The organism is Simiduia sp., from assembly GCF_058345725.1.
The window spans coordinates 1-21,781 of sequence record NZ_JBTUOC010000070.1 but is presented as its reverse complement, the minus strand read 5'-3'; the positions used below and the strand labels follow the sequence as shown (position 1 = coordinate 21,781).

20 protein-coding genes and 6 tRNA genes are annotated in these 21,781 nt (G+C 55.0%); 13 read left to right on the top strand and 13 right to left on the bottom strand.

Features of this window, described 5'->3' with window-relative positions; all coding sequences use genetic code 11:
- Positions 1 to 13: 13 nt before the first annotated feature.
- Positions 14 to 1,006 (top strand): DUF1853 family protein, encoded by a 993-nt coding sequence (locus ACW8F6_RS14560; RefSeq protein WP_491576601.1) that lies wholly within the window; start codon positions 14 to 16, stop codon positions 1,004 to 1,006.
- Here the strand turns inward: ACW8F6_RS14560 and ACW8F6_RS14555 are convergent.
- The 5 genes from ACW8F6_RS14555 to ACW8F6_RS14535 all read right to left on the bottom strand — a co-directional run bounded on the left by ACW8F6_RS14555 (position 988) and on the right by ACW8F6_RS14535 (position 5,200).
- A complete protein-coding gene (locus tag ACW8F6_RS14555) occupies positions 988 to 2,118 on the bottom strand; it encodes a cyclic nucleotide-binding domain-containing protein (protein ID WP_491576600.1) in 1,131 nt (376 codons plus the stop codon). The genes ACW8F6_RS14560 and ACW8F6_RS14555 overlap by 19 nt on opposite strands.
- Positions 2,119 to 2,130: 12 nt before the next feature.
- Entirely contained in the window at positions 2,131 to 3,123 is a 993-nt protein-coding gene (locus tag ACW8F6_RS14550) for a 1-aminocyclopropane-1-carboxylate deaminase/D-cysteine desulfhydrase (RefSeq protein WP_491576599.1), read from the bottom strand.
- Positions 3,120 to 4,457, bottom strand: coding sequence for a sodium:proton antiporter (locus ACW8F6_RS14545; RefSeq protein ID WP_491576598.1), 1,338 nt, complete (start codon positions 4,455 to 4,457; stop codon positions 3,120 to 3,122). Before ACW8F6_RS14545 ends, ACW8F6_RS14550 begins: the two co-directional genes overlap by 4 nt.
- Before the next feature lie 543 nt (positions 4,458 to 5,000).
- A tRNA-Asp gene (locus ACW8F6_RS14540) sits at positions 5,001 to 5,077 on the bottom strand.
- Positions 5,078 to 5,124: 47 nt separating this feature from the next.
- A tRNA-Val gene (locus ACW8F6_RS14535) sits at positions 5,125 to 5,200 on the bottom strand.
- A 169-nt stretch (positions 5,201 to 5,369) separates the two neighbouring features.
- On the opposite strand from ACW8F6_RS14535, the gene ACW8F6_RS14530 reads away from it, so the two are divergent.
- A complete protein-coding gene (locus tag ACW8F6_RS14530; protein WP_491576597.1) occupies positions 5,370 to 6,866 on the top strand; it encodes a two-component system sensor histidine kinase NtrB in 1,497 nt (498 codons plus the stop codon).
- Here ACW8F6_RS14530 and ltaE read toward each other — a convergent pair.
- From ltaE to ACW8F6_RS14510, 4 genes are all read right to left on the bottom strand, one after another.
- Complete coding sequence (gene ltaE, locus ACW8F6_RS14525) at positions 6,846 to 7,865, bottom strand: low-specificity L-threonine aldolase (RefSeq protein ID WP_491576596.1); 1,020 nt, start codon at positions 7,863 to 7,865, stop codon at positions 6,846 to 6,848. The two genes, ACW8F6_RS14530 and ltaE, sit on opposite strands and share 21 nt — an antisense overlap.
- 174 nt (positions 7,866 to 8,039) lie before the next feature.
- Positions 8,040 to 8,115 (bottom strand) — tRNA-His (locus ACW8F6_RS14520).
- A gap of 131 nt (positions 8,116 to 8,246) precedes the next feature.
- Positions 8,247 to 8,323: transfer RNA gene (locus ACW8F6_RS14515), tRNA-Arg, on the bottom strand.
- A gap of 34 nt (positions 8,324 to 8,357) precedes the next feature.
- Positions 8,358 to 8,434 (bottom strand) — tRNA-Pro (locus tag ACW8F6_RS14510).
- A 543-nt stretch (positions 8,435 to 8,977) separates the two neighbouring features.
- Here ACW8F6_RS14510 and folD point away from each other — a divergent pair.
- Positions 8,978 to 9,820: a bifunctional methylenetetrahydrofolate dehydrogenase/methenyltetrahydrofolate cyclohydrolase FolD gene (gene folD, locus ACW8F6_RS14505; RefSeq protein WP_491576595.1), complete on the top strand. Its 843-nt coding sequence runs from the start codon at positions 8,978 to 8,980 to the stop codon at positions 9,818 to 9,820.
- Positions 9,821 to 9,918: 98 nt separating this feature from the next.
- Positions 9,919 to 10,746, top strand: coding sequence for a pseudouridine synthase (locus ACW8F6_RS14500; protein ID WP_491576594.1), 828 nt, complete (start codon positions 9,919 to 9,921; stop codon positions 10,744 to 10,746).
- On the opposite strand, the gene ACW8F6_RS14495 is transcribed toward ACW8F6_RS14500, so the two are convergent.
- The gene (locus ACW8F6_RS14495; protein WP_491576593.1) at positions 10,726 to 12,162 is read right to left on the bottom strand and encodes a coniferyl aldehyde dehydrogenase; all 1,437 of its coding nucleotides are present in this window, start codon (positions 12,160 to 12,162) and stop codon (positions 10,726 to 10,728) included. The genes ACW8F6_RS14500 and ACW8F6_RS14495 overlap by 21 nt on opposite strands.
- A 217-nt stretch (positions 12,163 to 12,379) precedes the next feature.
- On the opposite strand from ACW8F6_RS14495, the gene ACW8F6_RS14490 reads away from it, so the two are divergent.
- Genes ACW8F6_RS14490 through ACW8F6_RS14480 form a run of 3 tightly spaced genes read left to right on the top strand, consistent with a single transcriptional unit; the run spans position 12,380 to position 14,789 of the window.
- Entirely contained in the window at positions 12,380 to 13,060 is a 681-nt protein-coding gene (locus ACW8F6_RS14490) for a TetR/AcrR family transcriptional regulator (protein WP_491576592.1), read from the top strand.
- Complete coding sequence (gene rsuA / locus ACW8F6_RS14485; protein WP_491576591.1) at positions 13,050 to 13,739, top strand: 16S rRNA pseudouridine(516) synthase RsuA; 690 nt, start codon at positions 13,050 to 13,052, stop codon at positions 13,737 to 13,739. Before ACW8F6_RS14490 ends, rsuA begins: the two co-directional genes overlap by 11 nt.
- Positions 13,740 to 13,742: 3 nt before the next feature.
- A complete protein-coding gene (locus tag ACW8F6_RS14480; protein ID WP_491576590.1) occupies positions 13,743 to 14,789 on the top strand; it encodes a class I SAM-dependent methyltransferase in 1,047 nt (348 codons plus the stop codon).
- 8 nt (positions 14,790 to 14,797) lie between these two features.
- Here ACW8F6_RS14480 and ACW8F6_RS14475 read toward each other — a convergent pair whose 3' ends face one another.
- Positions 14,798 to 15,439 carry a DNA-J related domain-containing protein gene (locus ACW8F6_RS14475; protein ID WP_491576589.1) on the bottom strand — a complete coding sequence of 214 codons (642 nt, stop codon included), beginning with the start codon at positions 15,437 to 15,439 and terminating at the stop codon, positions 14,798 to 14,800.
- Positions 15,440 to 15,631: 192 nt separating this feature from the next.
- Here ACW8F6_RS14475 and ACW8F6_RS14470 point away from each other — a divergent pair.
- The 5 genes from ACW8F6_RS14470 (at position 15,632) to ACW8F6_RS14450 (ending at position 19,567) form a co-directional block, all read left to right on the top strand.
- A tRNA-Asn gene (locus ACW8F6_RS14470) sits at positions 15,632 to 15,706 on the top strand.
- A 103-nt stretch (positions 15,707 to 15,809) separates the two neighbouring features.
- Positions 15,810 to 16,091, top strand: a complete 282-nt coding sequence (gene ppnP / locus ACW8F6_RS14465) for a pyrimidine/purine nucleoside phosphorylase (RefSeq protein ID WP_491576588.1) — start codon at positions 15,810 to 15,812, stop codon at positions 16,089 to 16,091.
- A 212-nt stretch (positions 16,092 to 16,303) separates the two neighbouring features.
- Positions 16,304 to 17,554: an HD-GYP domain-containing protein gene (locus tag ACW8F6_RS14460; RefSeq protein WP_491576587.1), complete on the top strand. Its 1,251-nt coding sequence runs from the start codon at positions 16,304 to 16,306 to the stop codon at positions 17,552 to 17,554.
- A gap of 93 nt (positions 17,555 to 17,647) precedes the next feature.
- On the top strand, positions 17,648 to 18,106 hold the full coding sequence (locus ACW8F6_RS14455) for an Lrp/AsnC family transcriptional regulator (RefSeq protein WP_491576586.1): 459 nt from the start codon (positions 17,648 to 17,650) through the stop codon (positions 18,104 to 18,106).
- 66 nt (positions 18,107 to 18,172) lie between these two features.
- Positions 18,173 to 19,567 carry an HD-GYP domain-containing protein gene (locus ACW8F6_RS14450; RefSeq protein ID WP_491576585.1) on the top strand — a complete coding sequence of 465 codons (1,395 nt, stop codon included), beginning with the start codon at positions 18,173 to 18,175 and terminating at the stop codon, positions 19,565 to 19,567.
- 9 nt (positions 19,568 to 19,576) lie between these two features.
- On the opposite strand, the gene ACW8F6_RS14445 is transcribed toward ACW8F6_RS14450, so the two are convergent.
- A complete protein-coding gene (locus ACW8F6_RS14445) occupies positions 19,577 to 20,191 on the bottom strand; it encodes a glutathione S-transferase family protein (RefSeq protein WP_491576584.1) in 615 nt (204 codons plus the stop codon).
- On the bottom strand, positions 20,191 to 21,084 hold the full coding sequence (locus tag ACW8F6_RS14440; RefSeq protein WP_491576583.1) for an MBL fold metallo-hydrolase: 894 nt from the start codon (positions 21,082 to 21,084) through the stop codon (positions 20,191 to 20,193). Before ACW8F6_RS14440 ends, ACW8F6_RS14445 begins: the two co-directional genes overlap by 1 nt.
- A gap of 160 nt (positions 21,085 to 21,244) precedes the next feature.
- Between ACW8F6_RS14440 and ACW8F6_RS14435 the strand changes: the two genes are divergently transcribed.
- Positions 21,245 to 21,697 (top strand): chemotaxis protein CheX, encoded by a 453-nt coding sequence (locus ACW8F6_RS14435; protein WP_491576582.1) that lies wholly within the window; start codon positions 21,245 to 21,247, stop codon positions 21,695 to 21,697.
- Positions 21,698 to 21,781 lie beyond the last annotated feature (84 nt).

Sequence of the window (21,781 nt, the reverse complement as noted above, 5' to 3'; positions counted from 1 at the left end):
ATTGGCAGGGCCAATGCGTACACAGATAACCACCACCGGCAGGCACGGCAGCCACGGATTGCCAGAATCACAGTTTCTGCGCGATTTTCAGTGGTGTTTGAATGCGCCGTCCCTGCTGGCCGATACACCCGCACCGCAGTTAAATGCCGAAGCCCCTCAGCTAGCCCAAGCGGTGCAGACGCTGCGCCAACGGCTGCCCTCCGTTAACCGGCTCGGCCACTATTATGAACAATTGTGGCAAGTACTCTTTAGCGACCTAGCCCATTGGCCGCTAGTGGCCGCCGACCGCCAAATTAGCCAGGGCGGGCAAACCCTGGGAGCGCTGGATTTACTGCACCTGGACCCACTCACGCACTGTTACCAACACACGGAGCTGGCGGTTAAATTTTACCTTCGCCACGGCGACGGCAGCCAGCTCAATCACTGGTTTGGACCCAATGCGATCGATCGGCTCGACTTAAAGCTCGACCGATTAAAAAACCATCAACTCACCTTGGCCCAGCACCCCTGTGCCCAAGCGGAAATTGACCAGTGGTTAGTCGCCGCCAAGTTGCCTCGCCGAGTGGATACCGGCTGGCGTAGTCAGTTGATTATGCAAGGCTGGTTATTTCACCCGTTCGGTCAACATCCAGATGCTCACCTACACGGGCAAATTAATGGCGCACACCTGCAAGGCCATTGGCTGCATCACAGCGAGGCGAAGGAATTACTCGATAGGTCTGAAAACTGGTTGATTTTACCCAAGCTCTATTGGCTGGCCCAAGCTAACGTGGCTCAGTACGCCTGCCTCGCCGCAGACACCATTAACCAATGGGCAGGGTTGCGGCTTCACCAACCTATTCATCTAGACAGACGCGCGCTGCTGGCCTGCATGCAAGCCCAGGCCAACAACCCCAAACCGCAACCACTGCTGGTGGCTGCCGTCACGTCATCCGCACAATGCTGGCGTGAAACACAACGCTTTATGCTAGTGGCCGACAACTGGCCTCACGCATCTACCCGCTGAGATTTACCGCCGCGCAACAAGTAGTCTCGGCCGGCTTGCAATAGCTGCTTGCGCAACGCGACATCTTGATTAACGCCGCGCTGCAAGTAGCTCACCTTATACCCTAATTTTTGCAGCAGGTAGGTCGCCGCATTGGAACGCCGCCCGGTATCGCAGTAGAGGATGTACTCCTGATCCTTATCCAGCATGCGGGTTTTTAATCGAAGCAGGCTCACAGGGATATTTACCGCCGTATCCAGATGCCCGATGGCGTACTCATCCTCGGTGCGCACATCAATTAGCACCGCCTGTTCGCGCACCGTTGGCAACGCGGACAAAGGCAGCTGATTCACCTTTGGCTCTTTCAGCAAACGAATAAAATCCTGCTTGTCCATCACCATAAGCACGCCATCGGTAATCATGCGCACCGTTGCATTGCGTACCGTTTCATTCACCAGTGCATCTTCGCCAAAACACCAACCGGCATCGAGGTCGGCCAAGTGCTGTGGCTTGCTCACACCGTCGTGCGAACGCAAAACCTCTGCGCGCCCTTCTTTAATAAAATAGCAACCATCGCCCACCTCTCCCTGGCGCAGAATAACCTCTCCCTGCTCCACGATTCGCGGCGTTAATCGCTGAAATAAATCGCCAATGTTGGTGGGGGGCACCTTAAAAAATAGATTAGATTTTAAAATGGTCAGCATCCAATCCACATCTTCATCCAGCTCGGGCTGGTAGGCGGTATCAATTTTCAAATATTCCGCCACCTGACTCCAGGTCAGCAACTTATCGAGCTGGTCGCTATTGATACGCAGTACACTGCAGTCTGTGAGTGCCGTCGCCGTACAAGGCCTGGGCTGCAGGGGCGCCAAAGGAAATAAACTGCTGCGCCCTTTAACCACCTCGGTTACACCGTCTGGGTGGGTAAACTCCACGTCGCCGTGTAGCAAATAGATATGCTGGCGGTCGTAACTGCCGGCCTCAAACAGCGGCTGACCTTTAAACACCATTTGCTCGGGACAATGCTGCAGCAGCTCCTGCAAATGTGCATCACCCATGGCCTTTAGAGGAACCAGTGTGCGCACCCATCCAAAGTCCAAGCCCGTTTCATTACTTGCCAATGCCAAGTCCATCCGTCGTTCCACTCAAAAATCTAAGCCACGCAAGCCTTGTAAACCACCCGTGTGCAGCAATAACAACTGTGTGCCGGCTGGCCAGCGCCCCTGGCGAGCCAGATTGGCCACCGTCCAAAACAATTTACCAGTATACACCTGATCTAAGGCCACCCCATTTTCCTGCTGAAAGTCCGCCATAAAAGCCAGTAATGCCCTATTGGCGCGCCCATATCTGCCATTGTCTAGGCCCTCAAGCAGCGACCAATTACCTGCACCCTGCGGCCCTATGGCCTGAGCTACCTGCCGATACAAGGGAGTGTCGCCGGGCTTGGGCGCCCCCAAAACCGAAACACCAGTGACCTCGCCAGGTTTCTCGCCCGCCGGGCAGGCACTCGCCAAGCCCTGGGCGACTCCAGCGAGCGTGGCACCGGTGCCCGTCGCCAACAACACTTCCGCCACACCTTGCCGTGCCACAAAGGGCGCCAGGGTTTGACCCAGTACACGGCAGCCCTGTATGCCCAGCGCATTGTTGCCCCCCTCGGGAATCACCCAGGCATTTGGCTCACCTGCCCACTCGGCAATAGCTCGACGCCAGGGGGCATCGGGCGTCACCTGCGTAAAGGCCCGATACTGTTTACGCGACACGAAGTGCAGCCGCATGCCGGCGCGCTCGGCGTCCACCAGCGTAGGGCTCATGCGCGCGGGACGCTCGCCGCGGATAATGCCTACGGTACTGCGCCCCAGATGCTGTCCGGCCAACGCCAGAGCATGAATATGATTCGAGAAAGCACCACCAAAACTGATCAGCACAGCCGATTCCGGCGCCGCCTGCAAATTAAAATACAATTTGTAGAATTTATTGCCCTGCCCCCAGGCCGGTAGGCAATCATCGCGCCTCAGCCAGCATTGAATTCCCAACGAAGCTAGCGCCTGCCAAGGCAATGGCTCAATGGGCACCGCAGCGGCGATCTGCGTCAGCGCGGGCAGCTGGTTGCTCGAAGAAAGATGCTGCGCGGTAATCACGACATAATGGCAAAGGTTTGAGACACGGGCGCCCGATGTTCCGCACACCGATCATTTTCACCCGGGTGGAAATCGTTGGGATTATGTACCCGCTCAATGTGCGCACCACACACACTGCCGTCGGCCTTTAACGCGCAGCAACTGGGATTTTGATAATGATTTAACCAAGTACGGTACTGATTGGGCGTTAGACCACACTTTTTGGCCGCGTAGTCTTGTGGGTTCTCGGTGTACTGGGTCAGCTCTGCCACGGGAATGGTAATGTGACCGGCGCCAGGCTGATACGCCACGAAATTAATACCGTGCTCTTGCAGCCGCTGCAAAATTTCGTCGCCGCTGTTGCTCATTAGACTTTGCACTTCGGCCCGCAAGCGCGCAATCTCTTCATTCAGACTCGCCTCTTGCTCATTGCGATAAAGTAATTCCATATCGCGCATCTGAATCATATCTTCCAAATCGGCCGTGGCGGTTTCGAGCTTCAGCTGCAGCTCCATTTCATACTGCTGGCGCAGCGAGTGAACGCTCTCTTGCTCACCCGCCTGAGCGGACTTGAGCTTATGCTCAAAGTACTCGCGGATACCGGCCATCTTACTGACCTGGGCATCCATTTTTTCTTTGAGCTGCTCGTTGATCTGCTGCAATTCCGCGAGTGCCGCATCTCGCTCCACCAGCGCCTCCTGATAGCGCGCCAAGCGCCCTTGGTGCTCTTGCTTTAGCGCGTCTACCTGTTGTTGAAATTGGTTGCGCTGCACACTCATTTTAAAGCGCTGCTCTTTCAACAGCTGCGCCATATGGGTGCGCGCTTCAGATTCAAATTTCGCTTTCAGCGCTCGAGCCGAGGCGGTGTCAACGCCAGTGGCCGGCGGCGGAGCAGCAACATCGGCGCTACGCTTCCAAATTAGGCCCAGCTTATTGGCCTTCACATATTTCTTTAGCAGCGCAAAGTTGTTTTTGCCCGTGGCCACACTCGGGTCCCACAGGCGCGGCTGATGCCATTCAATGGGGCATTGCGAGGCACAGGCTAAACGAATAGCGCCCGAGCCGAGATCCGGCCCACTGGTACCCGAATCGGCTAGTTGGGCCAAGGGAATATTCCAGCGGCGATCGGGAAACCCTTCGGTATCAAACTCGATCAGAAAAAAAACCGCAGATTTAACAAAGAAATGACTATTGATACGCACATACACTGCGCGAATTTGCCTGCTCGCAAACTCGGGAATAGGGACATAACCGTCTAAGATGGCCTCGAACTCGGGATAGAGCATCTCCCGAACGATGCGATTACCTTCAAAGACATAGATGGCTTCAGCCAATTCGTTAGCGTCAAACGGCATAACAGGGTTCCCGTGCAGGCTATACAGCCCGGCCGCCCGCCGTAATAGCAGCGGCAAATGTTCTGAACAACTATAGAGGCTGTAAGTATGATCGACAACGGCGGGACAGGGTGTGACGGATTCGCCAGATTGATGACCGATCGGCCACTGACGAGACGGGCTACATGTCGATTGACTCGGTCACCCAGCTATCTTCAACCTCATCATCCGAGGCCAACTCCAAGAGTTCTTCTACATAGTCCTGCATTTTTATGCTCCTTGCTCTAAAGAATCTGAATACAGCTTAGTCCCTCCACGTGACAACGCCATGACAAGTGCAGACCGCAATAACCGCGGCGCGACACACCACACGTATCATTTGTATGCAATTACGCAATTAGCAAGTGACTAGTCATAACTGATTGATAGGTGATACAAAGGCGTCGCAGGGCAATCTTACGGGGGCGGCCTCGCAAACTACCCACTTGCAGCTGGAGCGGCGGGCCAACTTCTATTGCGCAGGCATAAAAAAGCCCCGACCGAAGTCGAGGCTGTTTTATTTAGTGGCGGACCGGACGGGACTCGAACCCGCGACCTCCGGCGTGACAGGCCGGCATTCTAACCAACTGAACTACCGGTCCGCTAAACCGGGTCGGTGTGCCTAACACGTGTTAAACACTACCAAATATGGTGGGTGGTACAGGGGTCGAACCTGTGACCTACGCCTTGTAAGGGCGCCGCTCTACCAACTGAGCTAACCACCCGTTGTTCAGAGCCGCGCATTCTACTGTTTTAACTGGGCGTGTCAATCACTTTGCTAAAAAAACCTAACAAATTGATTTTAATGCGATTTTTGGCCAAGTATTAACCAACTGTCAGCCTCCAGAAAAATCGCTACAATGTGGCCTTTCCGCTAACCGGGCCCTAATTGCTATGCCACGGCACCACCTGTCAGCCCCTCGCACACTCGGATTCTGCACAGCGCTGCTGGCTGTACCTGCGGCGGCCCAGGCCTCCCCGCCAGACAGTACACCGCTCGGCTTTTGGATTTTACTTTCCCTTTCCGTCCTGCAGGCCCTGATGATTGCCCTGCTGCAAAAAAGTCGCATTAAATACAAGCGCGCACGCAACAATCTGGAGGCCGCCAAGGCGGGCTTGGAGGCGCGCATAGAAGAGCGCACAGAATCGCTGCGCAATACCAACAACCAACTTTCAGATGCGCTCGCACGGCACGAAATTGCCGAGGAATTACTGCGCGAAACCCAAGACTACTTGCACTCCATTATCAATTCCATGCCCTCGGTACTGATTGGCGTCAGCCGCCAGGGGCTAGTCACCTTGTGGAATGCGGCGGCCGAGCGGTTAATCGGCATTAGTTCCGCCAATGCCCTGGGGCGTCCCATTGATGAAATTTACCCAGAACTTGCCATCAATACTGACACCATTGAAATGGCAATCGACAGCCAAGTGCCGCAAACGCTGGAAAACATACAACAAGGCAGCGGCAGTAATTGCCGCTATTCAGATATCACTGTTTACCCACTTATGGCACTGGAACTTGGCGGCGCCGTCATTCGCATTGACGATGTCACCCTGCGCGTGCGCGTGGAAACCATGATGATTCAAAATGAGAAGATGCTGTCGCTAGGCGAGCTGGCCGCGGGGATGGCGCACGAAATCAACAACCCGCTGGCAGCCATTTTAAACAACGTTCAAAACATCTGCCGCCGCATGGATGTTAATCTGGCCATGAATCGCGACCAGGCCAGCGCACTGAACGTAGATCTGGATGCACTGCTGCGCTATTGGCACAGCCGCGAAATCCCAAAATTTTTACACCACATTCGCGAAGCCGGTGAGCGCTCGGCGCGTATCGTTAGCAACATGTTGGAGTTTTCCCGCAATCAACACCGCGATCACGCGCCCACGCACATTCCTCAGCTACTCGACAACTCCCTCGACCTTGCCATTCACAGCATGCAGCTAGACACAGGCGAAGAAACCGAGCCGCCAATGATTATCAAACAGTACGCCGACAATTTGCCGCCGGTGAGCTGCTCGGCCATTGAAATACAACAGGTCATTTTGAATTTGTTGCGCAATGCATTTCAGGCGCTAAACCACAGTGAATACGGTGTGCCGCTCAATCCCACCATCACCCTGAGCGCGCACATGGAAAGCGATTGGCTGTGCATTGTAGTGGCGGATAACGGCCCCGGCATTCAGGAATCCATTCGCCGTCATATCTTCGAGCCCTTTTTCACCACCAAGGATGTAGGTCAAGGCACCGGCCTCGGCTTGTCGGTATCCTACTTTATTATCACCGAGCACCACGGCGGCACCATCGACGTCACCTCCACGCCAGGCCAGGGCAGCCGCTTTAAAATTCGGCTGCCCAGCAACCAGGATTCATTGCTTGAGCAACAGTGACGAAAGAGCAGTAATTAAGCGATCGACATCGGCGCGGCCCACGTCCTTGTGGGTCACCAGTCGCATGCCCTGATAGCCGGGCAGTATCAATATCCCCTGCTCGTTTAGCGCAACCGCAATAGCCGCCATATCCAAGGAGTCGGCCACGTCCATGAACACAATATTCGTCTGCACTGGATAAGCGGCGGTGTCCAGTCCGGGCAATTGCTGCAGCCGCTCGGCCAGGTAGCGGGCATTAGCGTGATCTTCCGCAAGACGCGCTACGTTGTGCTCCAGGGCGTAGTGCCCCGCTGCCGCCAGCACGCCCGCCTGACGCATGCCACCGCCCACCATTTTGCGCAATCGCCGAGCCTTGGCTATGTAATCGCGACTGCCCATTAACAGCGACCCAACCGGCGCACCCAGCCCCTTAGAAAGACACACAGTCATGGAGTCGAAGGGTGCAGCCAAGACGGCAATATCCACGCCCAGAGCCACAGCGGCGTTATAGGCGCGCGCGCCGTCCAGGTGCAATAGCATCCCTCGCTGGTCAGCCAGCGCGCGCACCGCGGCAACATAATCCATGGGCAGTACTTTGCCACCGATAGTATTTTCGAGACTGATTAGCCGAGTACGTGCAAAGTGGCTATCGTCCGGCTTGATCGCTTTTGCAAGCTTGTCCAGCGGCAAGGTTCCGTCTGGTAGGTTTTCAATCGGCTGCGGCTGTACCGAGCCAAGCACCGCAGCACCACCGGCTTCATATCGGTAGTTGTGCGCCTCCTGGCCGCACACATACTCGTCGCCCCGCTCGCAATGGCTCAAGATGCCCAGCAAATTAGCCTGGGTGCCCGAGCAGGTGAATAGCGCCGCCTCAAACCCATGCCGCTCTGCCGCCCAAACCTCTAGGGCATTTACCGTTGGATCATCGCCAAAAACATCGTCACCCACTTCGGCCTCTGCCATGGCTTTGCGCATGGCTGAGCAAGGCCGCGTAACGGTATCTGAGCGAAAATCGATCATAGCTATTCCTTACACAGGCGGCGAAAGTCACTGCTACAGACGAACGAAGAGCGCCAACCATCAGCAACACGTTGCGAACCGGGTGTCGCATCGGACTTCAACGGCGCCTTATAAAACAGCTTGCGCTAGCGCGCTGGGCAATCAGTAGGAAAGACACAAAAAGAGAGGTAAAAATGGGGTGGACGAGGGGACTTGAACCCCCGACGACTGGAATCACAATCCAGGGCTCTACCAACTGAGCTACGCCCACCATAGAGGTGCTGATTTGTCGCTATTCCCAGCCCGAGGAACTGGAAATCAAAATCAGTGTAGGTAACAAATTCGGCAGAAGCTGATTTTGTACTGATTTAGTACCTGAGGTTTTGCTACCGGAGCCAAGAATGGCGCGCCCGGCAGGATTCGAACCTGCGACCCACGGCTTAGAAGGCCGTTGCTCTATCCAACTGAGCTACGGGCGCGTGAACGACACCTCGGTGCAACAAACGCTTAAAATGGTCGGAGAGGAGGGATTCGAACCCCCGACATCCTGGTCCCAAACCAGGCGCGCTACCAGACTGCGCTACACTCCGACTTACCCAACACGGCAGCTTGCCGTTTCAAGTGGTGCGCATCATACCCATGCACCCTACCCGCGTCAACAAAAGAAATTCACTTTTTTACCGCGACTAGGTGATTGAAAACACAGGGCTTTTCTCGCTCACCCACCCACTTTCAAAGCCGCAAACTGGGTTTGCCTGTTCGAATACGCTGCGCACCTCTCCCAGGACGGCGCAGGCAGAATCACCAGGCACCTAACGCGCCAAAAAGGCAACACAAGGGGCGCGGCAAGCTAGACTTAAACCGGCCGCCCTCGCGCCAAACCCCTGCTGCGTGACCCTAACGTTATAGAGAGGCGCCCTAACCACACACGACTCGATGTGCGCCCTGCAATAGACCTCCTCAATCCGAATACCACGCCTATTGGCGCACTCCCAGAGCTGTGGGACAATGCGCGCCCGCAGGCCACTGCCGACAATTACTGACCACTTAGACAGATTTTAGCGCACGAAGGCCGCAATTTCACGGTATTTAGCCCCAGCAAACGATATTACACACTATAGGAAAGTACGCCCATGGCCGCCCTGCTCCTCGACGGTAAAGCCCTAGCTCAAAAAACTGAACAAGAACTCAGCGCTCGCGTCGCTGCGCTCAAGGCGAAAAGTGGCGGGCAAACGCCAATATTGGCCACTATATTGGTGGGCGACGACCCGGCCAGCGCAACCTACGTCAAAATGAAGGGCAACGCCTGTGAGCGTATTGGCATGGGGTCTATTCGAGTGGAAATGCCGTCTTCGACGACCACCGAGCAACTGCTGGCCAAAATCGACGAACTTAATACCAATCCGAATGTGCACGGCATACTGCTGCAACACCCGGTGCCACCGCAAATTGACGAACGCGCTTGCTTTGATGCCATCGCTCTGGAAAAAGACGTGGATGGCGTAACCTGCTTGGGCTTTGGCCGCATGAGCATGGGGGAGTCGGCCTACGGTTGCGCGACACCCAAGGGCATTATGCGCCTACTGGAGGCCTACAACATCGACATAGCGGGCAAACACGCAGTAGTCGTGGGCCGCAGCCCAATTCTGGGCAAACCCATGGCCATGATGCTACTGGGCGCCAACGCCACTGTGACCATTTGCCACTCGCGTACGCAAAATTTATCGGCACATATTAAGCAGGCAGACATAGTTGTCGGCGCCGTAGGGAAACCCGAATTTATTAAGGCCGAGTGGATTAAAGACGGCGCCGTAGTCGTGGATGCCGGCTACCACCCGGGCGGCGTGGGCGATATTGAACTTACGCCCCTAAAAGAGCGGGTAAGCGCCTATACGCCTGTGCCGGGCGGTGTGGGCCCCATGACCATCAACACTCTGATATACCAGTCTGTCGACTCTGGCGAAAAATCTATTTAAATTGCCAATGGCTGCGCGCACCGCACGTGCGCGCAGCAACTCACCTCACCTCGGCTAACCTGGCTACGAGCTTGTATTCACCCCATTGAGCAACCCATGTGACACACCCCGCTGAGCCCAACGCCTCACTTGGCCATTCACCCGATGCCCCGCAAGAAACCTTGCCGATTGTGTATCAAGATGAATTTCTCGTGGTCATTAATAAGCCCTCAGGCCTGTTAGTGCATCGCAGCCCCATAGATCGCCGCGAAACCCGCTTTGCCGTGCAACTGCTACGCGATCAGCTGGGCGGACAACACGTCTACCCAATCCACCGACTCGATAAACCCACTTCGGGCTTATTGGTGTTTGCGCTTAACAGCGATGTCGCCCGTACACTGAGTGACAAATTTAACGATAAAACCATCGAGAAACAGTACCTGGCCCTCTGTCGCGGCCACATGCCCAGTCAGCGTCTGGACTATGCACTGTCAGTAAAGCTGGATCGCATTGCCGACAAACATAAACAGCAGGACAAGGCCGCGCAGCCGGCCGTTACCGACTTCACCAGCCTGGCAACGTGCGAACTACCCTACGCCGTAGACCGCTACCCCATGAGCCGCTATTCGCTGGTACTGTGCCAACCCCACACCGGGCGCAAACATCAAATCCGGCGCCACTTGAAACACGCCGGTCACCCTATCATTGGCGACGCCAAGCACGGCAAAAGTGCACACAACCGTTTTTTCGCCCAACACTTTGGCGCCGATCACTTATTGTTGAGCGCCGTTGGATTGGACCTCGCACATCCGGTGACCGGAGCGCCCTTGCAACTGCGCTGCCCCGCCGCGCCTAAATTTGTGCAGGCGGTTAAACAAATTTCCTGGCACGAGAAGGACTGGCAACAAACTTTAGACCCAGCCTGGCTAACGCACGAGAAAGCGTAAAACGCGATCCACAAAGTTTCCGTAAGGCGGGTACAACAGCTGCATACCATTAAACTTGGTCTTGTAGAGCACCGCCTTGGGTTTGCTGAAGGTGATAAAACCCTCCTTGCCGTGGTAGTGCCCCATACCCGAGGCTCCGACACCGCCAAACGGCAAATCATCCACCGCCACATGCAGCATGGTTTCGTTAAATACCACCCCGCCGCTGTGGGTAAATTCCAACACCCGCTGCTGCTGGCGCTTATCAAAACCGAAGTAATAGAGAGCCAGCGGTCGCTCGCCTTGGTTCACGTAATCGATCGCTTGCTGCAAATCACCGTAAGGCAGAATCGGCAACACAGGACCGAAAATTTCCTCCTGCATTAACGTCATGTCGCGATTAACGTTGGTGACCAATAGAGGCACTTGGCGCCGACTGCCATCGTCCACAATCTCATCTGACACCGGCTCCACCTGTGCGCCGGCGGACTCTGCCGCCTTAACCCAGGCAGCTAAGCGCTGCTGGTGTCGCTCGCTGATCACCGCGGTGCAGTCCGGGTTGCCCGACACGCGCGGATAGAACTGGTGAAAAGCCGCTTTGTAGGCCGCCTTAAACGCCTCCACCTTCCCCTCGGGCACAAAAATGTAATCCGGTGCCACACAGGTCTGGCCTGCGTTTACCGACTTGCTATAACACAGCCGCCGCGCAGCTTCTTCCAAGGGGAAATCGGGGCCAATGATAACTGGCGACTTACCGCCCAGCTCCAATGTCACAGGCGTTAAATTGTCCGCAGCAGCGCGCATCACCTGCTTGCCAATGCTGCCCGCACCGGTAAACAGAATATGATCAAAGGGCAATGCTGCAAACTGCGCAGCCACCGCCGGCCCGCCATTAATCACCGTTACGCACTCGGGCGCGAAGGTGTCGGCAATGATCTCTGCCAAGAGCGCAGAGGTACGCGGTGTAGCCTCCGGCATCTTGATCATGGCGTGATTGCCTGCCGCCAATGCGCTCGCTAATGGCCCCAAGGCCAACAGTAATGGATAATTAAACGGCACCATAATGCCGACGACACCCAGTGGCTGATAAACCACACTTGCCCTACCCGGTTGAAGGTGCAAAGGCAAACTGCGCCGCTCCGGTTTCATCCATTTGGCGACGCGCTTACTGAGGTAACCCACGGCCTCCACCAAGCCCAGCACTTCGGCCATCAACATCTCGTGACGCGAGCGAGCCGAGAAGTCGGCACTCATAGCCGAAAGCAGTGCCTCCTGATGGGTTAGCACCATGGCCTTCAGGCGCTGCAATTTTGCTCTGCGCTCCTGCGCCGAAGGCATAGGGTTTGCCCGGTAGGACGCGCGTTGGCGCCCCAAAAGCGCCGACAGCTGTTCGGAACTTATCTCACCTTCGTTAAACGCCTGTGTTGCGGTATTCATGCGGCCTCCTGGGCAACGATGATAAATAGTGAGCGGGCCTGAACTGCGCGCCATAGCCTTAACTGACGGAACCACTCACTTAAACGATGGACAAAGACCAGCGGGCGCATCGGCCCAGGACTACTGCCAATTCACTTTTTAGAGCTTTTACTCTAGTCTGTCAAGCAGGGACACAAGCAGCTATAATCGCCCGCATCTGTACAGGACCCTTACACGCATGTCGAATACGCGCGACCGCATTCTCACGACCAGCCTTAGGCTGTTCAACCGCCAGGGCGAGCGCACGGTGACCACCAACCATATTGCCGCAGAGCTCGGCATCTCACCGGGCAACCTCTATTACCACTTTCGCAATAAGAACGCGATCATCGAAGAGCTCTACGGCGCCCACCGAACTCACGTCCTGTCCCTTATGACTCTGCCCACAGGCGGCAACTTTGCGCTCGCCGATAAGGCGCGACTGCTGAGCGCACTCACTGAAGCCATGTGGGAATACCGATTTTTCTATCGCAATACAGAACACATTCTGGCCGAATCCCCATTGCTGGCGCGCTTGCACAAAGCCACTTTCCACTCAGTTTTTGAACAAAGTAGACTGCTGCACAAAGCACTTGCCAGCGCAGGGCTGATCAACGCGTCAGAAGACGTACAACGAGATTTAAGCTATAACGCCTGGCTGGTGCTCACGAACTGGATTGGATTTATCTGCACCTCGCTCGCAGTGGACATAGAGTCAGAGGGGCCAAAATTATTGCGACGCGGCGTCTACCAAGTATTAACTTTAGAACGCCCCTACATGACCGATCTTGCGCGCACACAATTCGAAGCCTTGGCCGCATCCTACTACCTGGATCTATCACCTTATCATCCATCGAGGCCCGGGCCGCATGCGCATTGACCGCTGGATAAGTCAGGCCACAGACCTGTCGCGCAAAGCTGTGCAGGCCGCCATCAAGGCCGGACGCGTGACTGTTGACGGCGACCCCGTAAGCAGCCCAGCCTTTCCCGTGCGCGCGCAAGACAGCGTCGCATTGGATGGCACCGAATTAAAACAACCAGGAGCCCGCTATTTCATGCTGCATAAGCCAGCGGGCTATTTGTGCGCCACCCAGGACGCTCACCACCCTACCGTGCTGGACTTACTGGACGAACCTAACAAACACGGCCTCCAAATCGTTGGTCGACTGGATCTGGATACAACTGGGCTATTGCTTATCACCGATGACGGCCGCTGGAATCACCGCGTCACCAGCCCGAAGCGCGCCTGCGAAAAAACCTACCTGGCCAGCCTGGCTGAGCCGCTGGCAGCGAGCGCGCCCGCGCAGTTTGAAGCGGGCCTGATGTTGCGCAACGAGACCCACCCCACGCGGCCGGCCCATGTCGTAGCGCTGCCCAACCAACAATGCCGAGTGACCATCAGCGAGGGGCGCTACCACCAGGTAAAGCGCATGCTGGGCGCCGTCAATAACCGCGTCACCGCACTGCACCGCGAGCGCATCGGCACCATTCAGCTAGACCCCAACCTAGCAGAAGGCCAATATCGGCCGCTAACTCCCGAAGAAATTGCCAGCGTATAGATCATGAAATTTGCCAATGCCGAACAACATCTGCTCGCCGAACTGGCACAGGCCGCGCCCGATACCCTGTGGCTGGCAGATGAAAACACCCAGGGCCTGGCGGCCATCGCCACACCCACTGCAGCGGCCGTAACCAACCGCTGGGATGTGTATCAACACCTCACCAGCGAAGCGCGCTGGTTTTGCGACTGGGATTTAACTGCGGCCCTGGATGCCAGACACTACCGCCGCGTGGTTTACCGCGTCTCCAAAGAGCGCCCCGTGGTGCACCACCTGCTTAACCAGCTGGCCGCTCGCCACCCGCGCTGGGATCAACTAATACTAATTGGCCAAAAAAATGAAGGCATAAAAAGCTATGCCGACCACGCGGGCACGCTGTTTGGCAACAAACACCTGAAAAAGCACGGCAATCACTACCTGGCCGCAGTGACTTCAGCCTCCCCGCAGGCGCCAGAACTCGACTGCCAGGACTACCCAACACTAAGAACAACCTGCCATTGGCAAGACGCCCCTTTACAGGCCAAACCCGGCACCTTTGGCTGGCAAAAAGTGGACGACGGCAGCCAGTTTCTTATCGAGCAAATCCCGCACTGGGCCGCGCAACTCCCACAATTGCCCAAGCGAATTTTAGACCTGGGCTGTGGTTATGGCTTGATCAGTCTCGCTGCACGCGCACTGCTGCCCCAGCCGGACATCCACTGGCTGGCCACGGATAACTGTGCCGCCGCCCTGATCGCCGTCCAGCACAATTGCGGCGCCTGGGCCGACTGCTTTGCCGGCGACCGAGGCCTGGATAAGCTGGGCGTACCTTTGCGCGAGCCCGTTGATTTGGTGCTGTGCAACCCCCCATTCCACCAGGGCTTTTCACCTTCGGGCGACATCACCGAGAAATTTGTAGAGGCCATGCACCACTGGCTCGCGCCCGGCGGCCAGGCACTGGTGGTCGTCAATCAGTTCGTTGGATTGGAAAAGCGTGCGCTCAGCCTTTTTCGCCAAATCAAGGTAATGGCCAATAACGGCAGTTTTAAAGTATTGACGCTGTCAAAATAGGCCGGAACTCAACCTGCGGAGGCAGGCAAATGGTGCCGAGCCAGCTCAAAGGCGCTATTGAGGGCCTGCAGGGCACTGTCCGAACCGCCGCGATCTGGGTGCAGCGCCATGGCTCTACGCCGGTACTGGCGCTTTAAACTGTCGAAATCGGTTAGCTTGTCCAATTCCAGCAATGCTAACGCCGCCTGCAAGTGCTCTCCCTGCCCTTGAATATAGCCTTCAAACTGACGCCAAAAACTCGCCAGCAGCGCCTCCACTGCTTCGGCACTGAGGTTTAAATTGGCCAGATTCAGGTAGTAGTTGGCGAGCGCCGAATCGGCCAGGTCTTCAGCCGGCAAAGTTTGATCACCTTCAGCTGGGCGCACCGCTTGCGTCCACCGGACACCCAGCGCCGAAAACTGCCATTGCCACTGGCTGCAGTTGAGCGCCCATCGGTAGAGCGCATTGCGCATCAAGAAGTGCACCCGGTACAAGGCATCGGGCGCCAAGTACGCTTCGGGCACCAGCGCCTGAGCCCTCAGCCAAACCAGCAGCTCGCCCTCCGACAAGCCTGGCTCTCCCCGCGCCTGGCACTCGCTAACATAGCGCCCAACGGCGGTTAATAGTGGGTTTTCCGCCGCTGGCAACTTTATTGCTGTGTTTCTATCCATAGGCACAGTGTGGCGAGCCAAGCCAAATATTGCAAAACTGGGTGCGCCAATGGCCCTGCTGGCTACCAAACAAACAAGCTGATCACCCGCTAAACAAATCGCGTAAGCCCATGAATTTTTTTATAAAAATCCCTTGACCACTCTGAATTCTGACAATAAGATACGCGCCACTTCCACAGAGGAAGCGACTTTTCCGGTGTAGCTCAGCGGTAGAGCAGCGGACTGTTAATCCGTTGGTCGCTGGTTCGATCCCAGCCACCGGAGCCAAATTTAAAAACCCTGAATACCCCGTATTCAGGGTTTTTTTATGCGTAAGCCCCAGGTTGACCTGCGGGCCATAATCACAATACAGAGATCACAGGACGCCACCATGTTTAATGTCAACAGCTACTTTGACAACAATGTTACCTCTATTGCCTTTCAAACAGCCGACTTGCCCGCCACAGTCGGCGTTATGGCCGTGGGCGAGTACGAATTTGGCACCAGCAAGCGCGAGTACATGACCGTGGTCAGCGGCGCCCTTACCGTTAAGCTACCGGGCGCAGATGACTGGCATACCTATAGCGCCGGTGAAACCTTTATCGTGGAAGCCAACCAATCCTTCGGCGTTAAAACCACAGAGCAAACTGCCTATTTGTGCAAATACGAGTAGCGCCGACCATGGCCGTGCAGGGCTAGCTATTTATTCATGCTCTGCACTGGCTCTTGGCGCCTTCCTCGCTTAGACTGAAGTGGCGCACGGTCGTACTGAAACGCCCCTATTACAAGTCAGAGCGACTGCTGTACCCTGGCCCAAGGCATGCGGGCACAAGGGAAATACAACCCGTGCGCACTCCAATCCAGTCACGCAGAATTCTGTAACAGATGAACGACTCGTCAAAGCGCAGCACCAGCCAAAGCCTCAAAACGATCAAATGCCGAGTGGACGACTTGCGCCTTGGCATGTACGTATCGGAGCTTGATTGCGACTGGCTAGATACGCCCTTTTTGCTGCAGGGATTCACCCTTACCAGCGATGCTGAAATCGAAGCGCTGCGCGAGCACTGCACATACGTGTTCATTGAACATAGCGAAGACTTCGATGTGCGTCCGGCAGACGTGGGCGAGGCACCCGACAGCGGCCTACAAAAAAATCAAAAAAACTACAAGAATCAGCTCAGCGCTGAAGAAGAGCACGAGCAAGCCCGCAAGATCTACCACGCCAACAAGGCCACAGCCGTTAACATCCTCAACAATGCCGCCCAGGGCAAACCAGTTTCGCTGCCCGAGGCGGAAACCGCGGTGCGCAATTGCGTACAAAGCATATTGCGCAACCCTGATGCACTCTTGTGGATGTCAAAAATTCGCAACCGCGATGAATACACGGCAGAGCACTGCCTGAATGTCAGTATCCTGGCCATAGCCTTCGGCCGGCACCTGAAATTGACAGAAGATGAGCTCTACCTGGTGGGGCTTGCGGGCTTGTTACACGATGTGGGCAAGATGCGGGTGCCGCCGGAAATTTTGAACAAACCCGGCAAGCTAACCGATAAAGAGTTTAGAATAATTTCCACCCACGCCGTGCACGGTCGCAACCTGCTACAACAAACGCCGCAAATACCCAAAGCCGTAATTGAAGCTGCACACGGCCACCACGAACGCGTCGACGGCTCGGGTTACCCATTGCACACGAAAGGAGAAAACATTTCGTCCTACGCGCGCATTATCTCCATTGTCGACAGCTATGACGCCATCACCAGCAACCGCTGTTACAGCGATGCCCGCCCTGTCACCGAGGCTATGAAAATCCTCTACGAGAATCGGGGCAAACAGTTTGACGAAGAGCTGACACTCGAATTTATTCAATTCGTTGGCCTCTATCCTCCGGGCAGTATCGTCGAACTTGAAAACGGCATGGTAGGTTTGGTGCTGGCCAAAAATAAGGGCGCCCAACACCTGCCCAAAATCATTCGGGTTCGCGATGAAGATAAGCAACCCTGCGCCTACAAACTGCTGGATCTCTCCGATATCACCCGCGGCACACTGGACAAGTCTTACCTCATCAAACACCTCCATGTAGACGGCAGCTTTGGGGTGCACATTAAAGAACACCGCGCCAGCAGCTGGGACATATAGCGCCAGCCTAGCGACCCACAGCAACACCACCTGATTTTTGTGTTTTTTGGGGCTATTATTGCCAACTCAGTCCTAAGGCAGATGAATTAGCCCATGAAATTCAGTGACAGCGAAAGACGCATCCTCAGAATACTTCAGCAAAACGGTCGCGCCAGTAATGTAGAGCTGGCCCAGAAAGTGGGCTTGTCCGAATCGCCCTGTTTTCGGCGCGTAAAGCAGCTTGAGGAAGCTGGCGTCATTTCCGGCTACGCCGCCATCGTTGACCAGCGCAAACTGGGCTTAGACGTCACCGCCTTTGTACAAGTCACACTGGACCAGCGCTCCGAAGAAGACACTGAGGCGTTTCTTGAGGCCGTCGCAGCTGAGGGGCATATTATGGAGTGCTACGCCACCAGCGGCGATTACGATTTCCTACTGCGCGTTGTGGCCCGCAACATTGACGACTTTGCAGACATCAGCATGCGACGCATTCTGAAATTTCCCGGGGTGAAAAATATCGTTTCCACCTTCAGCCTACAAACCATCAAAAATTCTCCAGTACTGCCCACCTAGCGCTCCACGGGGTAGATGCCCTGCTACACTTTCCTAGATTGGTCGCCCCCAGGGAAGAGCTAAACCATGAATGACGCTAACCACTACCTGCTAGAACGCCAGGCCATACAGGCAGCAGGTGAACAGGATGGCAACCCTCACTTTTGCCAGCACCTGTCCGATCTAAACGAAACACAAAACGTCTTAGTGAGCGAGGATATCTGCAACGAGCAGGGCGCTGTAATCCTGAAAAAAGGTGAAAACCTGACCGAGCGTCGCGCGCAGATGATCGTCAAGCACCGCTTGATAAAGCCCATAGAGCAGTGCATTGCGCTGGAAAAAACTTACGGCCCCTCGCAGCTGTTTAAATACTTAAAAAGCTTTGGCGCCACCGTGCCCGGCTTGCACCAGGTGATGACCGGAGAGTCATTCGAAACAGCGCTCAAAAGCTTGTGTACCTATTACGGCAAGTTTCCACTGGTTAAACAAAACATTACCGTCCTAGCTACCCGCCTGCCCGAGATTTACAACAACAGTGTTTTCACCGCTCTGGCGGGCCTGGCGATCGCCAGGCAAATGCAGTTGTCACAACGCGAACAGCAGACGGTATTTATGGCGGCGCTCCTGCACGATTGCGGATTTTTGTATATTCCGCATCACCTCGCCACCAAAACCCGAGATTTTTCTGCAGAGGAGTGGCACTCGCTGCTGGCGCACCCTATTATTGCCAAACGCTTTATCGATTCGGTACCCGAGCTACCTAAAGAAGTGGGAACTACGGTACTGGACCACCACGAACGCACCGATGGCACCGGGTTTCCGCAACAAAAGTTTGGCGATGAACTCAGCCGCACCTCGCAAATTATTGGCATTGCCGATGATATCGTAACGGCCTACCACGCCTACAAAAAGTATGGCGAGCACACCCACAACATGATTTTGTCGGCCTTAAAGCTCAACGACAACTTGCATTTTGAGCAAGTTTACAAAGCCACTGCCATTTTGTTTCAGCGCTCGCAAAAACCCAGCTCACCGCCGCCCGAACACGCCAGCGCAACGCAACTGCTATCACGGCACAGGCACATGGAGCCCTATTTTGACATGGTGCGCACCCTGTCGCGCCAGCTCATCGCTAAAACCAAGCACCCTCTCAACCGCAGTATTGCCGCCATGCTCGGGAGACTGGCCATTTCCATTGTACGTTCGGGATTAATGCAGGAAGAACACGAAACCTGGCTCGAAGAAATTATACAGCGGGAAACCGACGACGATATACACCAACTGCTGGAGACCAGCGTCATGTACGATCAAGTAGACGCGCAACTAGCCCACCTAAAAAACCTGCTCTGGCGGGTTATTGAAGATATCCCGCCAGAACAAGGTGAGCTGAAAGCACAAGTACAACACACATTTTCCGTTATCGAGCAAGGCAGCTTTCAGCCAATAGCGTCGGCGCTCGATGCGAGCCTGCAACCAAACTAAAGCTCGCTGTTAAACGCCCGCGCTTGGGCGCGTCGATACCGTCTTGTACCATCGCTGCAGATTCTCCCACTCATCCTGGATACGAATTTTCACTACCCGTGCAAAATCAATCGCACACAACGCCGTAATATCAGCAATAGAAAAGTGCTCGCCGGCAAGATAACGGTGATCGCGCAAGTGCTCATCGAGCTGCGCCATAAATAATTGTGCCTGCCGGCCGCACTCTTCGCCGTAGGCTGGCACCGGTAGCATGCGATCTTTAAAATAACCCGTGGTGTGCTGAAAGCACATGCCCACAGGCAACATTAAGTGAAATTCAGCGCGTCTTTGCCACATTTCAATACTTGCCTGAAGCAATGCACCCTGCCCCATTAAGCTAGGCTCTGGGTGCAGCGCCTCAAAGTAACGGCAAATCGCCACCGACTCGCCAATACAGGTACCGTCCTCTAGCACCAGTGTGGGCACCTTGGTGGTCATGTTTTTAGCGCGATATTCGGCGGATAAATTGGCTCCAGCCTGAATGTCCACCTGCTCAAAGGCCACCTGATCAAGCACACCTTTTTCTGCTAAAAAAATACGCACCCTACGGGCATTAGGCGCCGTTTTGGCCTCAATAATTTTCATTATATGGCCTCGTAAATAATGCCAACCCACTGGTCTGGCGTCAGAAACCCATTACCCCATTGCGCATCAAACTGGCTGCTCGGTTTTGCGGCAATCACTTGCTCGGCGCTCTTGCCCGCTTGCTTCAAGGCAGAGACTTTCGCATAAACGGTTTTTAACATCGCGTGATACGCTGCTAATTCTTTCTTGTTGCTGAGCTTTCCGTGACCTGGAATGACACGGGTTTGATCGTCTATTTTTGACAGGACATCGGCTACTGCATTGATAACACCCAGCATTTTGCCGCCACTGCTCGCGTCGATAAATGGATAGAAGCCATTAAAATAAGTATCGCCCATGTGCACCGCATTGGCCTTCTTGAAATAAATAATGGCATCGCCATCCGTATGTGCAGGCGATGGGTGCGTCACATCGATGGTGTCGCCATTAAAGTGAAAGGTAATCGCCTGCTCAAAGGTAATCACGGGCAGTGCTTCGGGGCTCGCTGGCGGCACACTTTTCTTGAATGCCTCAATTACGCCACCCGCTTCTAAGCGAGTACGCACGTTATTGTGAGCCACAATGATGGCGCTGCGCTTGCCGAAGTTTTCGTTGCCGCCCGTGTGATCATAATGCCAGTGGGTGTTGATCAAAAACTTAACGGGCTCCGATGACAACTTGCCAATACTGGCCACGATTTCATCGGTCAAGGGCGCGAACTGATCGTCGATGAGAAACACCCCGTCAGCCCCCACAGACAACCCCATATTGCCGCCCTGGCCTGCCAACATATACAGCCCCTCTGCGACAGGTACCGCGCTAATAGTCGGGGCAGTGTCTGCCGCCTGTACACTACTCGCCAACATCAACCCTAATACACTCTGCCCCACAATCTTTTTTACGATAGCACGCATCACGCTCTCCATTTAGTGGCGGGAATATCAACCCATCATTTACATTACATTATGTTCTTAGAATTACATACTTGGGACGCCTTAGCCAGACGCACCACTATCTATACTAAAACCCATATCCACGCAGTTTGGCGGCACCCCCTATCTGAACGACACGCTCTTGCTCCCTTTTTATCAAGCCCTGCACCAAGTGTTATTCACCATGGCGCAGCTGGAGTCAAAGCCTGGCGCCAAAGGTATCAAAAATACACACACTGCACAGGGCATAGTGACGGGTATCATCGCGTTAGATAGCAAGGGCGTAAAGGGCAGCCTGGCCGTCAGCTTTTCGCAAGAACTGATTTTCGAAATTTTCAGCCGCATGCTGGGCGAAAAACACGCGCAGGTAGATGCCGAAGTGTGCGATTTGGTGGGCGAAATAACCAATATGGTCACCGGCGCCGCCAAGCCGCTACTGGTGGAGCTCGGAATAGACTTAAATTTGACCCGCCCCACCACACTTTCGGGCTTAAACCATCAGATCATTCACCCAGTGAAAGGCCCCGTATTGGTGCAGGAGCTGCAGGCGCCGTGCGGCAGCGCAACCTTGGAAGTGTGCTTTGAGGCGGCATAAATGACCCGCGCGTCAATCGTGTAAGCCAATGCTTACACGCCTTGGTGTTAACAGCGTGCAGTATTTACTTTCATCGGCTGATAG

Bases quoted from the DNA above. Each gene is read 5' to 3' on its own strand.
- ACW8F6_RS14490 (WP_491576592.1), top strand. From the start codon at position 12,380: ATGTCGAATACGCGCGACCGCATTCTCACGACCAGCCTTAGGCTGTTC.
- ACW8F6_RS14545 (WP_491576598.1), bottom strand. From the start codon at position 4,457: ATGCCGTTTGACGCTAACGAATTGGCTGAAGCCATCTATGTCTTTGAA.
- ACW8F6_RS14555 (WP_491576600.1), bottom strand. From the start codon at position 2,118: ATGGACTTGGCATTGGCAAGTAATGAAACGGGCTTGGACTTTGGATGG.
- ACW8F6_RS14455 (WP_491576586.1), top strand. From the start codon at position 17,648: ATGAAATTCAGTGACAGCGAAAGACGCATCCTCAGAATACTTCAGCAA.
- ACW8F6_RS14445 (WP_491576584.1), bottom strand. From the start codon at position 20,191: ATGAAAATTATTGAGGCCAAAACGGCGCCTAATGCCCGTAGGGTGCGT.
- ppnP (WP_491576588.1), top strand. From the start codon at position 15,810: ATGTTTAATGTCAACAGCTACTTTGACAACAATGTTACCTCTATTGCC.
- folD (WP_491576595.1), top strand. From the start codon at position 8,978: ATGGCCGCCCTGCTCCTCGACGGTAAAGCCCTAGCTCAAAAAACTGAA.
- ACW8F6_RS14440 (WP_491576583.1), bottom strand. From the start codon at position 21,084: ATGCGTGCTATCGTAAAAAAGATTGTGGGGCAGAGTGTATTAGGGTTG.
- ACW8F6_RS14530 (WP_491576597.1), top strand. From the start codon at position 5,370: ATGCCACGGCACCACCTGTCAGCCCCTCGCACACTCGGATTCTGCACA.
- ACW8F6_RS14450 (WP_491576585.1), top strand. From the start codon at position 18,173: ATGAATGACGCTAACCACTACCTGCTAGAACGCCAGGCCATACAGGCA.
- ACW8F6_RS14460 (WP_491576587.1), top strand. From the start codon at position 16,304: ATGAACGACTCGTCAAAGCGCAGCACCAGCCAAAGCCTCAAAACGATC.
- ACW8F6_RS14480 (WP_491576590.1), top strand. From the start codon at position 13,743: ATGAAATTTGCCAATGCCGAACAACATCTGCTCGCCGAACTGGCACAG.
- ltaE (WP_491576596.1), bottom strand. From the start codon at position 7,865: ATGATCGATTTTCGCTCAGATACCGTTACGCGGCCTTGCTCAGCCATG.
- ACW8F6_RS14560 (WP_491576601.1), top strand. From the start codon at position 14: ATGCGTACACAGATAACCACCACCGGCAGGCACGGCAGCCACGGATTG.
- ACW8F6_RS14495 (WP_491576593.1), bottom strand. From the start codon at position 12,162: ATGAATACCGCAACACAGGCGTTTAACGAAGGTGAGATAAGTTCCGAA.
- ACW8F6_RS14475 (WP_491576589.1), bottom strand. From the start codon at position 15,439: ATGGATAGAAACACAGCAATAAAGTTGCCAGCGGCGGAAAACCCACTA.
- rsuA (WP_491576591.1), top strand. From the start codon at position 13,050: ATGCGCATTGACCGCTGGATAAGTCAGGCCACAGACCTGTCGCGCAAA.